Genomic DNA, 13,401 nt, shown 5'->3' on the forward strand with positions numbered 1-13,401 from the left:
GGAGCGCCTCAGTTCTGACCGCCGGTGACGGCCACCCGCTGCAGCAGCCCCCAGGTGAACTCCGCGACGGCCTCCCACCGCACCCCCTGCGCGTCCGGCGCGGTGAACGCCAGCCCCCAGCGGGTCGGGGCCGTGCCCTCCAGGGGGCGGGCCGGGGCGAAGGCGCGGGCTGCCTCGTCGACCGTGCAGGACCAGGGGGTGAGGTCGTCGAGCGTGCGCAGCTCGGGCCCCTCGGCGCCCGGGGCGCGGACCAGCCACTCGTTCCACACCGCGCCGTTCGGGGCGGTCAGCACCTCGAAGCGCAGGTCGGGCCAGAGCGGCACGGGCCAGAGCCAGGCCTCGCAGTCCAGGTCGCCGATCCGGCGGGGCGTACGGGACTCCGGGGCGCCGAGGATCGAGCGGTAGCGGGACAGGGGCGCCCGGGAGCGCGGGGAGCGGACCATCGCCTGCCAGCGCTTGTTGGCCTCGCGCATGTCCGCGAGGGACACCCCCAGCTCGTGGCGGGCGTCCTCCACCAGGCCGGGGTTGTGGTCGGCCATGCGGCGCAGCAGCACCAGCTGGAAGTCGAGCGGTGTGAAGGGGCTAGCGGGGCGCTTTCCGGAGGGCATGGGAACCATCGTCGCCCACCGGCGCGGTGCCCGGACGGCGGCCGTCCGGGAGGAAGAGGACCGAGTTGACGTAACGCGGGCCGCGCAGGACGCCGGACGGCAGGACGCGGCGCAGCAGGCCGTGCGAGACGACGTAGGAGGCGTCCGCCTGGTGCTCCTCCAGGGGGAACTTCGTCAGCGGCACCCACCTGTCGCCGGGCAGGACCCAGCCGTCGTATCCCAGCAGGGACAGGTAGGTCACCACCGGGGCGATCGGCTGGATGCGGGACTCCAGCTCCACGAACAGGGCGGGCCGGTCGCGGGCCAGCAGGCCCGTCGCCCCGCGCAGGACCGCCGGCTCGTTGCCGTCCACGTCGATCTTGATGAAGCCGACGTTCCGCAGGCCCAGCTCGTCCAGCGTGACGCAGGGGACGTCCAGCGCCCGGCCGTGGATGTCGCGCCGCACCAGCGACGACACGCCCCGGTCGCCCGAGTCGTCCGACGGCAGCCACAGGCGGGCGATGCCCGGGCGGTCCGAGGCCGCCGCCCGGATCACCCGTACGTTCGGCGGGACGGCGGCGGCCAGCAGCCGGGCCAGATGGGGTACGGGTTCGATCGTCACGACGTGCTCGGCCAGGCCGGACAGCCGGTGCGTCCAGGGCCCGTACCAGCCGCCGACGTCCACCGCCGTACCGCAGTGCGGCGGGCACAGCTCGGCGAGCCGGGCCAGCTCCGGTTCGAACCGGGGGTAGAGCGCCCGGGCAGTCGCGGCCACCAGGCGGGTGGGCAGGAAGGGAGCGAGGCGGGCTGCCAGGCTGGTCATGGGGCCATCCTCTGGAGAAGTTCCTCGTGCTCGTCGTCGTCGACCTGCTCGCCCGAGGACGGCAACAGCTGCGGAATGCCGTCGACGATCGGATAGCGGCGGCGCAGCCGCGGGTTGTACAGCGCCTCCTCCTGCCCGGCCTCCTCGGCCAGCAGATGCAGCGGCCCCTTGTCGAGCGGGCACGCCAGAATCTTCAGCAGCGGGTCGTCGGGCTTCATGGGGATGCCAACTCCTTGGCTGGTGCGGGGGGTTGGGGAGAGGGATCGTGCTTCGGCATGGTCAGCAGCACGGCGACCGCCAGGGCCGTGCCCGCCACCCGCAGCGCGAGCCGCAGCGGCTCGTCCGGCAGGGCCTCGCCGAACGACAGCGTGCCGAGCACCGCCGTGAACAGGGACGTCACGGTCGTGCACACGGGCACGATCAGCGAGGCCCGGCAGCGCTGGAGCGCCGCCTGCGACATCACCAGGCCGAACACCCCGGTGAACAGCAGCAGATACGGATACGGGGAGCTCAGCAGGTCCAGCACCGCACCGCCGATCCCGCTGGTCGTCAGATGGCTCGACACACCTTTGATGGCCAGCGAACTGACGCCGTACAGCAGCCCTACGGCCACCCCGTACTCGACGCCGGTCGTCGGCCGCCGGTGCCGGTTGCGGGCCCGCCGCTCGGCGGAGCCGTACAGCCACAACCCGGCCGCCAGCGACGGCACGCACACCAGCAGGATCAACTGGTACGGCGCGTCCTGGCTGACGGTGTCCGAGCCCTCGCGCAGGGACAGCACCACCATCAGCAGCGCGAGCAGGATCGCGGCCAGCGCGTACCGCTCCCGGCCGCTCGTCTCCTCCCCGAGCAGCCGGGCCGACAGCAGCACGAGCAGCACCAGGCCGGAGACGAAGATGCCCTGCGCGGCGGCGATCGGGAGGGTGCGGTACACGACGAGCTGGGCGCCGAAACCGGCCGCGAGGGCGAGGGAGCCGCCGATCCACAGGGGGCTGCCGAGGACCAGGCGCAGCAGCCGGGCCGGCTGCCGGATCGTCACCTCGGGCAGCGCGGTGAGCGCCCGTTTCTCCAGCACGAAGCCCAGGCTGTACAGGGTGTTCGCCAGCAGGGCCGCGGCCACTCCCCACCACATGGGCTACGTCCTCCTGGCGTGCAGCAGCAGGATCGACGCGAGCTGCGGCCGGGCACAGGCCAGCCGGTCCAGCGGCCGCAGCGGGCGCGGAACGCCGTGGAAGGGAGCGCCTTCGAGCGTCACGACCGTGAACCCGGACGCGGCGACGAACTCCCGCAGCGCGCGGGCGGTGTAGAGGCGCAGATGCCCTACGACCTCCCGGCCCGGGCGGCCGTGGATGCCGCGCAGGCTGACCTCCGAGAAGACCGGCTGGACGCCGGCGAGCAGCAACGCGCGGTTGTACCAGGCGGCCAGGTTCGGCGTGGACAGCATCAGATGCCCGCCGGGCCGCAGGATCCGGCGGATCTCGTCGAGTGCCGCGTCCGGGTCGACGAGATGCTCGATCACCTCGCTGAACAGCACGGCGTCGGCCGACTCCGGCGCGAACGGCAGTCCGCCGCCGGTGAGCTCACCGCGGACCGCGTACGGGATGCGGGTGCGGGCGCGGCGCAGGGCGTCCTGGGACCAGTCGACACCGATGACGCGGTGGCCGGGCAGGAGCGGGGCGGCGGTGGCGGCGGCGGTGCCGTCCCCGCAGCCGATGTCGAGGATCGTCTGCGGCTTTCGGCCCGCCGGGCCGAGCGCCCCGGCGAGCATGCGGGCCTGGCGGAGGCTGCGCGGCGTGCCGGAGGCGACGGGGACGGTCGGGTTCTCGTAGAAGTCGCGCAGGCCGGAGGGCGGGGGGCCGGTGGTGGTCGTCACGGGGTCACCTCCGTGGTGTGCAGATAGTGCTCGAACAGGTCGCGGAGGTGGGCGCCGTCGCCGTGGCTGAGCAGGGCCCGGGACCAGCGCAGGGCCAGGTGGAGGCGGCCGGCGGTGGAGGCGGTGGTCACGGTGAGGCCGCGCGGCATCCGGGCCGGCGCAGAGAACCAGACCGCGTGCGCGCGGCCCGTCTCCTCGCCGAAGTCCAGGGGGTACGGGATACGGCCGATGTTGCTGAGCAGGGTCGTCGACGTCCAGGGCGCGGCGGCGCGGCGCAGGGCGCGGGTGAGGGCTGCGCGGGCGGCGACCGGGGCCCAGGGGGCGGTGAGGAGGGCGGCGCCGTGGCCCAGTTGGGGGCGGGGCAGGGACTTCAGGGCGCGGGTTCGCTCCGCGGTGCGCCGGAGGAGGGCGGACATGTTCGGGTGGTCCAACTCCGCGGGTGAGAAGGGGACTTCCACCAGGCGGGTGCCGTTGCCGATGGGCATCGTGGTGTCGCGGGGGCGGTCGTCGACGGGCATGGTGATGCGGAGGGGGCGGGGCCGGGCACCGTGCTCCCTGTTCCAGTGGGCGATGGTCAGGGCCGTGGTGACCATGAGCTGGTCGTTGACGGTGTAGGGGGAGCCCTTGGGGCGGTGGGGGAGGGGGAGTTCCGTCACCAGCATGCCGTTGCCGGGGGAGGGGGCCGGAGTGCCGGGTGCCACCCGCGCGGGGGGTGACCAGGTGGTCGGGGTGTCCGGGGGGTCTTGGCGGGGCTCCGCGGGTCGGACCGGGGGTGCCGCAGGGGCGTTGTCCCTGCCTCCGTAGAGTTCGGCGGCCGTTGCCAGGACGCGGAGGCAGGCCGGGCCGTCGAGGGCGGTGTGGTTGATGGTGAGGAAGAGGACCGAGTCCACCACTTCGAGCCGTATGGGCGGGGACACCGACAGCGGTGGCGCCTCCGTCAGGGCCCGGGTCCTGGCGTCCTGGAGTGCCCGGGGCCCCGGTGGGGCGAAGGTCACCACCTCCACATCGGGCTCCGGCGTCAGCTCCCACTCGTAGCGGCGTCGGTACCACGGCCCTTTCGCCTCCCGCATCAGGATCCGCGGATGCCGGTGCAGGGCCTCCGTGAACGCCTTGCGCAGACGCATCTGGTCGACCGGGCCGGGGAGGTGGACCTCGATGTGGACCGTTTCCGGCTCCTCCTCCTGGAGGCAGTGCCGGGACACCTCGTCCACCACCGGGAACGGGATGCGTACCGGTGTCGTCATACGGGCTCGCCCTTCTCCGGTTCGCGCAGACTCACCAGGCCTGCGAACAGGCCGATCAGCGCCAGCAGTTGGGCCGTACGGCCGAACGCACCAGCGCCCGCGCCCACCGGCTCCCCGGCCCCGAACGCGGCAGCGACCCCCGCTCCCGCCAGTGCCACGAACGCGATCGGCACCAGCAGCGCGTGCCGCCGGGCCGCGAGCAGCGCCAGCGCCGGGACCAGCAGCGCCAGCCAGCCCGCGATCACCGCTCCGACCAGCGTCAGCGCCACCGTGCCGAGCCACAGGCCGGGCAGCGGCGGGGCCGGCTGCGGTGCGTCGGGGTTGGGGGCGCGGCGGCGCCAGAGCGCCAGGCCCAGCAGTACCGCGATGCCGGCGCCGCTGCCGATCAGCCCGGCGTCGTACGTGGTGGCCGGTTCGTAGGACAGCTTGACCGTGCCGCCCGCCCCGGCCGGGATCCGCCAGCCCTGCTGCCAGCTGTCCAGCCGCAGCGGGGTGAGCTCCTTGCCGTCGAGGGTGGCCTTCCAGCCGTCGTTGTAGTTCTCGTACGTCGTGAGGTAGGAGGCCGCGCCCGAGCCGACCGTCACCTGGCGCTGGTCGCCCAGCCAGTCCCGGACCCGCAGCTCACGCCCGGCCGCGGCGGCCTCCGGGACCGTCCCGCGGGTCAGGGTGACGTCCGTCAGCGCGAGCGGGCCGGCGTCGCCGCCCTCCAGCCGGTGGTCGCCCGAGGCGAGCTCCACCTCGGCGTCCTTCCTGTCCTGTTGGCAGAGTGTCACCTCGACGGGCCGCCGTTCCACCAGGTCGCGCACGGTGCCCTTCGCGCTCGTCCGGTACAGCTCGCCGTCCAGCGCCACGTCGGGCCCCTTGCCGCACGGCAGCGAGAACTTCCGGGTGCCGTCCGGCTGCGGGGTGCGGTACTGGTCGAGGGAGGGGATGTATGCCTCCGTCAGGCCCACGGGCAGCCGCAGATCCTCGTCGGCGACCGGGTTGTGCAGGGTCAGCGGGGCGGTCTCGGTGATCGTGATGTCGAGCCGGTCCGTGGTGATCGGCGGGAAGCGGACCCAGCCGTTCTCGTCGACGCCCGCGACCGTCGCGCCGTCCGGGGAGCTGATGTGCACCTGGGAGGCGCGGGTGGACAGACCGCCCGCGGGCGCCAGGACCAGTTCGCCGACCGGCTGCTTGCCCTCCCAGCTCAGGTGGATCGTCGGACGGTCGCCCGCGATCCACGCCGTCGTCAGGTCGCCGTCGGTGAGGTTGCGTGCCGCGAGGCCCGCGCCGAGGCCCGCCGTGGAGTCGGCGGTGGCGACGATCCGGGACTGCTGCTCGGGCGCCACCTCGTACAGCAGCCGGTCGAGTTCCTCGCCCGGCACCGGCACCGCGCTCGCCGCCACCTCGTACGTCCCGGCGGCCGGTGTCGTGAAGCGGCGGTGCAGGCCGGCCTCGGTGCCGGTCGCGGAGAGGCCGGTCGGGTCGGAGGTCCGGTGCAGGGAGACGACCGTGGCGTCCGCGGTCGCGTCGGCCGCGTCCACCGGGAGCCGCAGCAGCCGCGTCACCTGCACGTCCGGCAGGTCGATCTCGGAGAAGCCCGCGCCCGTGAGTCCGGCCCGGCGCTCCACCGAGTCCACGATCGTCAGCTTCATCCACCGCGTGCCGCCCTCGGGCGCCCTGACGCGCTGCGCCGTGCCGTTCGGCCGCAGGAAGCTCGTCCGCTCGCCCTTCTCCGTCTCCACCCGCACCTTCGTCGCCGCCGCCCGCACGCTCTCCTGCGGCAGCGGCGTGACCTTGAAGGAGGACGGCATGTCGTAGGAGCCGGTGAAGCCGATGCGCAGCCACTGCCCGTCCGGCGTGTCCGGCGCGCCCTCCGTCCACGCGGTGTCCGGGTTGCCGTCGAAGGCGTTCACCGGGTCGTACTGCGGCAGGTGGAACAGCCAGTTGCCGTACGAGGAGGCCGTCACCGAGCGGGCGCCGCGCAGTTCGGCCACCGTCTGGTGGTCGGTGCCCTCGGCCGGCAGGATCTGGCGGGGCTTCTCGCCCGGGTCCTGCTGGGCGTCGGGCGCGTTGCGCTCGTCGCGCGTGTACGTGTACGACGTACCGGCGTTGACCACGCCGAACCGGGTGTCGGCGCGCCGCATCCCGTCGCCCGTCACCTGCACCGCCGGGGTGCCGAGCCCCGGGTGGTTGTCGCCGGTCAGGACGGTCGCACGCCCGCGCAGCCGCGACGCCAGCGGCAGCAGCGCCTCCGGGCCGCCGGACACCACCGCCGTGTCGGAGACCGGCATGAGTCCCGCCTGCCCGGGCCGGACCACCTCCTGCCCGGCCGGCCGGTAGATCTCCACCGCCCGCTGCCGCGGGTACAGCCCTTCGACCTGGAGCGGCGCGTCCTGCGCGATCCGGCCGCCGGTCATCACCGGCCCCAGCCCCGTCACCCGCTCGTACCCCGACTGTTCCAGGGTGCGCTTGACGGTCGTGGTCGGCACGTAGCCGATCTGGTCCGGGTCGAGATCATTGCGTACGACGACGTAGTACAGCCCCGCCCGGCTCAAGTAGTCGGCCAGCCCCGGCACTTCGGCACCGGACGTCAGCGCCTGCTCGACGGCGTCCATCGCGCGCCGGTTGCCGGGCGTGCCGAACGGGACGTAGTCGCGCTGCGCCCACCGGGACTCGGCGAGCACGTCGAGCGGCTGGTCGATGGGCGAGCCCCAGGTGTAGACGCCGTGCGCGGTCGCCGGGACGACCAGGGCGCGGGAGTCGGGCGAGTACTTCTCCAGCCAGTCGGCCGTGGCCTGCCAGTAGGCGGGGAGCTTCTGGAAGGAACCCGGGTTGAGGATCGAGCCGTTGAGGTACGGCCACAGCAGCCCCGGCAGGATCAGCACCGCCGCGACCAGCGGGGCGAAGCGCCGGCCGCGCACCGGTCGGGCCCCGCGCGGCTCGGCGGCCACGCCCACCAGATGGGCCAGGCCCAGCACGAAGGCCAGCGCCAGGCCCGTCTGGAACTTGTAGATGTTCCGGAACGGCGACAGCCAGCCGTCCAGCCAGCCCTGCACGACCCCGTGGAACGGCGCCCCGAACGCCCCGCCGTACCCGGCGAGCAGTACCAGCGCCGCAACGAGAACCGTCAGCACGAGCCACCGCCGCTCGGGCATGTCCCGCCGGGCGAGCCCGGCAAGGCCGAGCCCGGCCGCGAGCGCCGAGCACACGATCACGACGACCGACGAGGCCACGGCCCACCCCGCGGGCAGCCACGCCTCACCGAAGTGCAGGTAAGCGACCCAGTTCCCGGCGCCGCGCAGCGCCTCCGTCGCCGACATGGTGTCCGTCGTCGTCTGCGACGTCTCTATATAGGGGAGGAAGTTCTCGCCGTAGACCCCGAGCAGCAGCAGCGGCACCCACCACCAGGCCGTCACCACGAGCACGGCCGGAGCCCACCAGGCGATCAGCTTGCGCTGCCGCGGCCCGGGCGGCCGGGACAGCAGATACAGCCCCACCGGCAGCAGGGACGCCAGCGTCGCCGAGGCGTTCACGCCGCCCATGAACGGCACCAGCAGCGCCGACCGCAGGGCCGCGACCCGGGCGGCGTACCGCTCGTTCGTCAGCGGCAGCAGCACCCACGGCAGGAACGCGCCGGGCAGCGCGGCAGCCGACGTCGACCCGATCACGGTCGTGAACACCGGCCACAGCGCGTACGCCGCGGCCGCCAGCAGCCGGGACGCGCCACTGCCCACCCGCAGCCGCTCGGCCAGCCGCAGCGCACCCCAGAAAGCGACCGACACGACGATCGACAGCCACAGCCGCTCCGCCAGCCACACCGGCAACTGCACGAGGTCGCACAGCCAGTAGAACGGCAGCATCGGCCACAGATAGCCGACGTACTGGTCCTGGATCCCGCCGAACCCGGCCCGGTCGTGCCACAACTGTCCCAGGTCGGCGAGGAACTGCCCCGGGTCGACCGTCACACCGAGCTTGGTGTCGAAGGTCTGCCGCCCCGGCTGCACCGCGAGGAACAGCACGAACACCACGGCCCAGAACCCCAGCAGCCAGCGCCGCGACCGCGGGCCCTCGGGCGGACCCGCCGCGGTCGCGGTGGTGGGGACGGCTGCCGGTGGAGGAGCCTGGACCGTGGTTGTCATGTAGGACACCGCCGCAGGATGAGGAGGAGGTTCCAGGTGGCGAACTCGCGGATGCCGGGCGCCTTGACGACGGCCTCCGCGAGGAACGGCCAGTAGCGGGAGCGCGCCGAGACGACCGTGACGTCGTCCCGGGCACGCACCTGCCGCAGGGTGGAGCCGATGTGCACCGCGAACAGGTTCTCGCCGAGCGTGTGCTTGGCGGGCCTGCCGGTCCGCCGCAGATGGCGGGCCCGGGCCCGCTCGGCACCGAAGTAGTGCCAGGGGGCCCACTCGTGCCCGCCCCACGGCGACAGCCAGTTGGTGAACGACACGTAGATCAGCCCGCCGGGCCGCGTCACCCGGGCCAGCTCGCTCAGGAACGTCTCCGGGTCGGCCACGTGCTCCAGGACGTTCGAGGAGAAGGTGACGTCCGCGACGCCGTCCCGGAGGGGCAGGAGGTATCCGTCGGCGACGACGGCCGAGTCGGGGGGTTTCTCGCCGAGTTCGGCCATGTCCGGTTCGAAGAGGAACGCCTGCGCTCCACGCCGGCGGAACTCCTCGGTGAAGTAGCCACTGCCGCCGCCGACGTCCAGGACCGTACGCCCGGCGACGGGCCCGTCGTACGCCTCGACCTGATCGACGGCGTCCCGGGCGAGCAGCGAGTAGCAGCTCTCGGGATCGTCCTGCTCGTGGAGGAAGGCACGGAACAGGGCAAGTGATCTGCGAAAGGAGGGGTCGCGTTCATAGGGGCGAACCACCGCACGCCGCCTCACGGCGCCCAGCCCCTCACCGCCTCCGCGGCAACCACACGGAACTGCCGCACGGTCCGGTCCCACCGGAACTGCGCCGCCCGCTCCCGAGCCGCCTTGCCCATCAACTCCCGCCGACGCCCGGACAGGGCCAGCGCACACCACGCCGCCGCGAACGACGACTCACCGCGCGCCAGAACCCCGGTCTCGCCATCCACCACGGAGTCCTTGAGCCCCGGCACGTCGAACGCCACGGTCGGCGTCTGTCGCGCCGCGGCCTCCGTCACGACCAGGCCCCATCCCTCCACGGCGGAGGGATGCAGCAGCAACCAGGCTGCGCACAGCAGCCGGTGCTTCTCGGCCTCCGACACGTGTCCGGTGAACTCCACGCCAGGACCGGCGAGTTGTTCCAGCCGTGCCCGCTCGGGACCGTCCCCGACGATGACCAGTCGCCCGCCGGTGACAGGCCGCACCCGCTCCCACAACCGCAGCAGCAGATCGATCCGCTTGTACTCGACGAGCCGGCCGACGGCGACGAACAACGGCTCGGGGGACCGCTCGGCCCGCGGCCCCGGCTCCTCGACCCCGTTGTGCACGACCCGGATCCGGTCCCGCTCCACGCCGATCGCGCGCAGCGCGTGCGCGGTGGAGGAGGAGACCGCGACCAGCAGACTCCGCTGCTGCGCCCCGGTCAGCGCCCAGTGCTCGAGTCTTCGGCCGATCCGCGCGGCCGGCGCCAGCGGCCCGCCGAAGCGCATCTTCCACAGGTCGGTGTGGACGTGGTTGACCAGGCAGAGCGTGGGCCCGGGGTGCCACAGCGGCGCCAGGTACGGCATGCCGTTGCACACCTCGACCAGCAGATCGCAGTCGCCGACCTGACGGGTGAAGGCAGACCGGGCGCGCAGATAGTGCCCGTACGGGCCGCCCGCCGACACGACCCGGTAGTCCCGGAAGGCCGCGGGGCCCCCGCACAGCAGGGTCACCTGGTGGCCGAGCCGGGTCAGGCCGTCGGCGAGCTTGTCGACCAGCAGCTCGGAGCCGCCGGCGGACGGGTTGTCCAGGTCGCGATGGGCGAGGAAGACGATCCGGCGCGGATGTGGGGGGAGCGCCGGAAGGTGCTGCTCCGCGCTGGGGGACGCGGCATGCAGCGAGGACGGTACGTGCTGGGGCATGGGTGCTCCAACTCGTCTCGGGGTGCGGAACTCAGCGTGGGGGAAGGTGTGGCTCTGGGGGTCTGGCTGTGGGGGGCCTGAGCCCTTCCTGGGAGGGGAGTGTGGACGGGTTGTGCTCGGGTGGGGTTGGACAGTTTTCGCCCGGACGTTCTCCGCGGCTACTCACCGGCGTGACAATTTCGGGCTTTGTTAGAGCTGACGTCACATCACATCGTGAGGGTGGGCTGGGGCGTACCGGATGTATCGGACGGAGCGGGCTGCTCCGGCTCCTTCCGCCCACGTGTCACCAGAACGCCACCCACCACCGCGAGCACCACACCCGCCACACCGGCCCCGACCGGCAACGTCGTGCCCACCAGGCGCAGTTGGCCGCTGTCGCGCTTCGCCTGCCGCACGGCCTCCTTCTGTGTCGCGGTCGTGAACGAGACCTTCCGGGCGTCCAGCAGCACTGCCGCGTCCTTCTTCCCGCCCGGCGCCCGCAGGGTCCGCCTGGGTCCGGTCTGCGCGTAGATCACCCGGCCGGTGGCCTGGTCGACGACCAGCTCGAAGCCGTGGTTGGAGTACCACTCCTCGGCCAGCACCTGCGGCCGCTCGGGCTGGTCGACGAGGCTGCCGGGCACCATCCGCGTGCCGGTCCTGGTCGGCGGCACGGAGCCGGTGAACTTGTAGCCCGTGTAGCCCTGGACCTTCTCGGTGCCCTGGTAGCGCAGCACGACCGTGTCGCCGAGGGTGTTGTCCCACCACTGGTACGAGCGTTTCTGCACGTCGAAGGGGAACTTCAGATAGGCCTCGCCCTCGATGTACGGTTTCTCGCCGCAGCAGTGCACGGGCCGGGTGGTCTTCCGGTCCATCACCCAGCGGTGCGGTGTGAAGTCCAGCGCGTCGTGCGGGTCGGCGGCCGGCAGCGACTTGTCGGTGTCGACCGTGGTCGTCACGTCCCAGACGGCGTTTCCGCTGCGTTCGCTGTCCTCGACGTTGCCCCGCACCCGCTGGGTCACCGTGATCTTCCGGCCGGGGACCGTCTCGATCCGGTCAGTGTCGAAGACGCTGCCCCGGCCGGTGTAGACGGCGGTGGTGTCGATGTCGATCGGGTTCACCGCGGCACGCGGCTGGACGTACCAGGCCAGCAGGGGCGCCAGCACCAGCAGGAACGTGCCGAGACCCAGCAGGACCAGGGAAAACGGAGAGGTTGTACGGCGCATCCGGGCACTCCAGTGGCTTGGGACGGCTCGACGTACGAGAGGGCCGGCACGGCGGCGGAATGCGCGCGTGCGGCTGGGCCGGGAACCGTAGGCCGCTCTTGACGGGGTGTCAATGCTTGTCGAGACTGGGCGCGACAGGCAGGGACGGGATGCCGGGGTGGGGAGAACCTCCGGACGATCTCCGGACGAATCCGGACAGAGAGGCTGACCCTGCGATGTCGAGACTGCTCGCTGCCGCGCTGACCGTCGCGCTCGCCGCCGCCCTTGCCGTGGGCGCCGCGCTGGGCGTCGTCGCGCTGCTCGAAGCCACGCCCGACCAGCCGAACACCCCCCTGATCACCTACGAGCAGGCCGGGCAGGGGAGTTGACGGTGACGGCCGCCCGCACCGGAACCGTCACGTCTCGCTCGGCCTGGCACGACGTACCGCGCTTCCAGGTGCGCCGGTTCGCGGCGATCGCCATGGCCGAGGCGCCCGCGCTCGCGGAGGAGATCCTCTGCGAGATACAGCGCGAGTACCCGCATCTGCCCGTCGTCCTCGACGACTCAGGCGAGCCCATGGCCCTGGTCGGCATCCGCCGCGCCATCGAGGTCTTCGTGCAGCACCTGGAGCACTCGGAGGGCCGGCCCACCGTTCCGCCCGGTGTCTTCCAGGACTTCGGCCGTGGCGAGGGCCTCAACGGCCGCTCGCTCGACTCCCTCCAGGCCATCTACCGCATGGGCGTACGCCTGGCCTGGCGCCGCTTCGCCGACATCGGCCAGCGCGTGGAGATCCCGCCGCCGGCGATGTACGAACTCGTCGACGCGGGCTACGAGTACCTGGACGGCCTGGTCGACCAGTCCGTGCGCGGCTACGCCGAGGCCGCGGCCCGCCAGGCCGGGGAACGCCTGCGCCTGCAACGCCGCCTCATGGAGCTGCTCCTCGCCGAGCACCACCGCGGCGACCCCGCCGAGGCCCTGACCGAACGGGCCGCCCGGATCGGCTGGCCCTTACCCGAGAAGGTCGCGGTCGGTGTCCTGCTGCGCCCCGCCCGGGAGGCCATGGCCCCCGCGGTCGGGCAGGGCGTGCTGCTCGACATGGAGTACGAGCAGCCCCGCATGGTCGTGCCCGAGCCGGACGCGGCAGGCCGCCCCGAGCTCCTGCACCGGGCCCTGGCCGGCTGGTCCGGAGCGATCGGCCCGCCGGTCCCGCTCACCGACGCGGCGAAGTCGCTGCGCTGGGCGGAGGCGGCGGTCCGCCTGATGGAACGGGACCTCCTCCCCTCCGGCGAGGTCCTCTACTGCACCGAGCACACCGAGGCGCTGGTCCTCCTCCAGCCCGAGGAACTCATCGACGACCTGGCCCTGAGATGCCTGGCCCCCCTGACCCACTGCGGCCCGACCCACGGCCGCCGCCTCGCGGAAACGCTCCTGGCCTGGCTGGAGACCCGGGGCGGAGCCCCGGAGGTCGCCGCCCGCCTGGGCGTCCACCCCCAGACGGTCCGCTACCGCCTGCGCCAGATCCGCGAACTGTGGGGCGACGAGATCGACGACCCCGACCGCCGCTTCGAACTGGAACTGGTGCTGCGGGCGCAGCGACTGCGGGGGGAGCTGGGGGCGGTGCGGGGGCGGCGGTGAGCCGGGCCGGTGCACCCGGCGGGGCGCACCGCC

Annotated in this window: 12 protein-coding genes; 2 read left to right on the forward strand and 10 right to left on the reverse strand. The window is 73.2% G+C overall.

The annotated features are described in order from the left end of the window. Positions 1-8 precede the first annotated feature (8 nt). From MQE23_RS30615 to MQE23_RS30660, 10 genes are all read right to left on the reverse strand, one after another. Complete coding sequence (locus tag MQE23_RS30615) at positions 9-617, reverse strand: hypothetical protein (RefSeq protein ID WP_037671719.1); 609 nt, start codon at positions 615-617, stop codon at positions 9-11. Next, entirely contained in the window at positions 583-1,410 is an 828-nt protein-coding gene (locus tag MQE23_RS30620; protein ID WP_243380829.1) for an FkbM family methyltransferase, read from the reverse strand. Before MQE23_RS30620 ends, MQE23_RS30615 begins: the two co-directional genes overlap by 35 nt. Continuing rightward, positions 1,407-1,628, reverse strand: coding sequence for a Trm112 family protein (locus tag MQE23_RS30625; protein ID WP_243380830.1), 222 nt, complete (start codon positions 1,626-1,628; stop codon positions 1,407-1,409). Before MQE23_RS30625 ends, MQE23_RS30620 begins: the two co-directional genes overlap by 4 nt. After that, on the reverse strand, positions 1,625-2,530 hold the full coding sequence (locus MQE23_RS30630) for a hypothetical protein (RefSeq protein WP_243382817.1): 906 nt from the start codon (positions 2,528-2,530) through the stop codon (positions 1,625-1,627). Before MQE23_RS30630 ends, MQE23_RS30625 begins: the two co-directional genes overlap by 4 nt. A 15-nt stretch (positions 2,531-2,545) precedes the next feature. Then, on the reverse strand, positions 2,546-3,283 hold the full coding sequence (locus tag MQE23_RS30635; protein WP_243380831.1) for a class I SAM-dependent methyltransferase: 738 nt from the start codon (positions 3,281-3,283) through the stop codon (positions 2,546-2,548). Next, entirely contained in the window at positions 3,280-4,527 is a 1,248-nt protein-coding gene (locus MQE23_RS30640; protein ID WP_020275283.1) for a hypothetical protein, read from the reverse strand. Before MQE23_RS30640 ends, MQE23_RS30635 begins: the two co-directional genes overlap by 4 nt. Continuing rightward, positions 4,524-8,651, reverse strand: a complete 4,128-nt coding sequence (locus MQE23_RS30645; protein WP_243382819.1) for an alpha-(1->3)-arabinofuranosyltransferase — start codon at positions 8,649-8,651, stop codon at positions 4,524-4,526. The genes MQE23_RS30640 and MQE23_RS30645 overlap by 4 nt, the downstream gene beginning before the upstream one ends. Next, on the reverse strand, positions 8,648-9,388 hold the full coding sequence (locus MQE23_RS30650) for a class I SAM-dependent methyltransferase (RefSeq protein WP_020275280.1): 741 nt from the start codon (positions 9,386-9,388) through the stop codon (positions 8,648-8,650). Before MQE23_RS30650 ends, MQE23_RS30645 begins: the two co-directional genes overlap by 4 nt. 11 nt (positions 9,389-9,399) lie before the next feature. Next, entirely contained in the window at positions 9,400-10,551 is a 1,152-nt protein-coding gene (locus MQE23_RS30655; protein WP_243380832.1) for a glycosyltransferase family 4 protein, read from the reverse strand. A gap of 206 nt (positions 10,552-10,757) precedes the next feature. After that, positions 10,758-11,753, reverse strand: a complete 996-nt coding sequence (locus tag MQE23_RS30660; RefSeq protein WP_243380833.1) for a DUF3068 domain-containing protein — start codon at positions 11,751-11,753, stop codon at positions 10,758-10,760. A gap of 215 nt (positions 11,754-11,968) precedes the next feature. On the opposite strand from MQE23_RS30660, the gene MQE23_RS30665 reads away from it, so the two are divergent. Further along, positions 11,969-12,121 (forward strand): hypothetical protein, encoded by a 153-nt coding sequence (locus tag MQE23_RS30665; protein ID WP_010042314.1) that lies wholly within the window; start codon positions 11,969-11,971, stop codon positions 12,119-12,121. Positions 12,122-12,123: 2 nt separating this feature from the next. After that, positions 12,124-13,368 carry a helix-turn-helix domain-containing protein gene (locus tag MQE23_RS30670; protein WP_243380834.1) on the forward strand — a complete coding sequence of 415 codons (1,245 nt, stop codon included), beginning with the start codon at positions 12,124-12,126 and terminating at the stop codon, positions 13,366-13,368. The last annotated feature ends 33 nt before the right edge of the window (positions 13,369-13,401 follow it).

This window comes from Streptomyces sp. HP-A2021 (genome assembly GCF_022807935.1).
Taxonomy (GTDB): Bacteria; Actinomycetota; Actinomycetes; order Streptomycetales; family Streptomycetaceae; genus Streptomyces; species Streptomyces afghaniensis.

Bases quoted from the DNA above. Each gene is read 5' to 3' on its own strand.
- MQE23_RS30655 (WP_243380832.1), bottom strand. From the start codon at position 10,551: ATGCCCCAGCACGTACCGTCCTCGCTGCATGCCGCGTCCCCCAGCGCG.
- MQE23_RS30615 (WP_037671719.1), bottom strand. From the start codon at position 617: ATGGTTCCCATGCCCTCCGGAAAGCGCCCCGCTAGCCCCTTCACACCG.
- MQE23_RS30645 (WP_243382819.1), bottom strand. From the start codon at position 8,651: ATGACAACCACGGTCCAGGCTCCTCCACCGGCAGCCGTCCCCACCACC.
- MQE23_RS30665 (WP_010042314.1), top strand. From the start codon at position 11,969: ATGTCGAGACTGCTCGCTGCCGCGCTGACCGTCGCGCTCGCCGCCGCC.
- MQE23_RS30620 (WP_243380829.1), bottom strand. From the start codon at position 1,410: ATGACCAGCCTGGCAGCCCGCCTCGCTCCCTTCCTGCCCACCCGCCTG.
- MQE23_RS30660 (WP_243380833.1), bottom strand. From the start codon at position 11,753: ATGCGCCGTACAACCTCTCCGTTTTCCCTGGTCCTGCTGGGTCTCGGC.
- MQE23_RS30625 (WP_243380830.1), bottom strand. From the start codon at position 1,628: ATGAAGCCCGACGACCCGCTGCTGAAGATTCTGGCGTGCCCGCTCGAC.
- MQE23_RS30640 (WP_020275283.1), bottom strand. From the start codon at position 4,527: ATGACGACACCGGTACGCATCCCGTTCCCGGTGGTGGACGAGGTGTCC.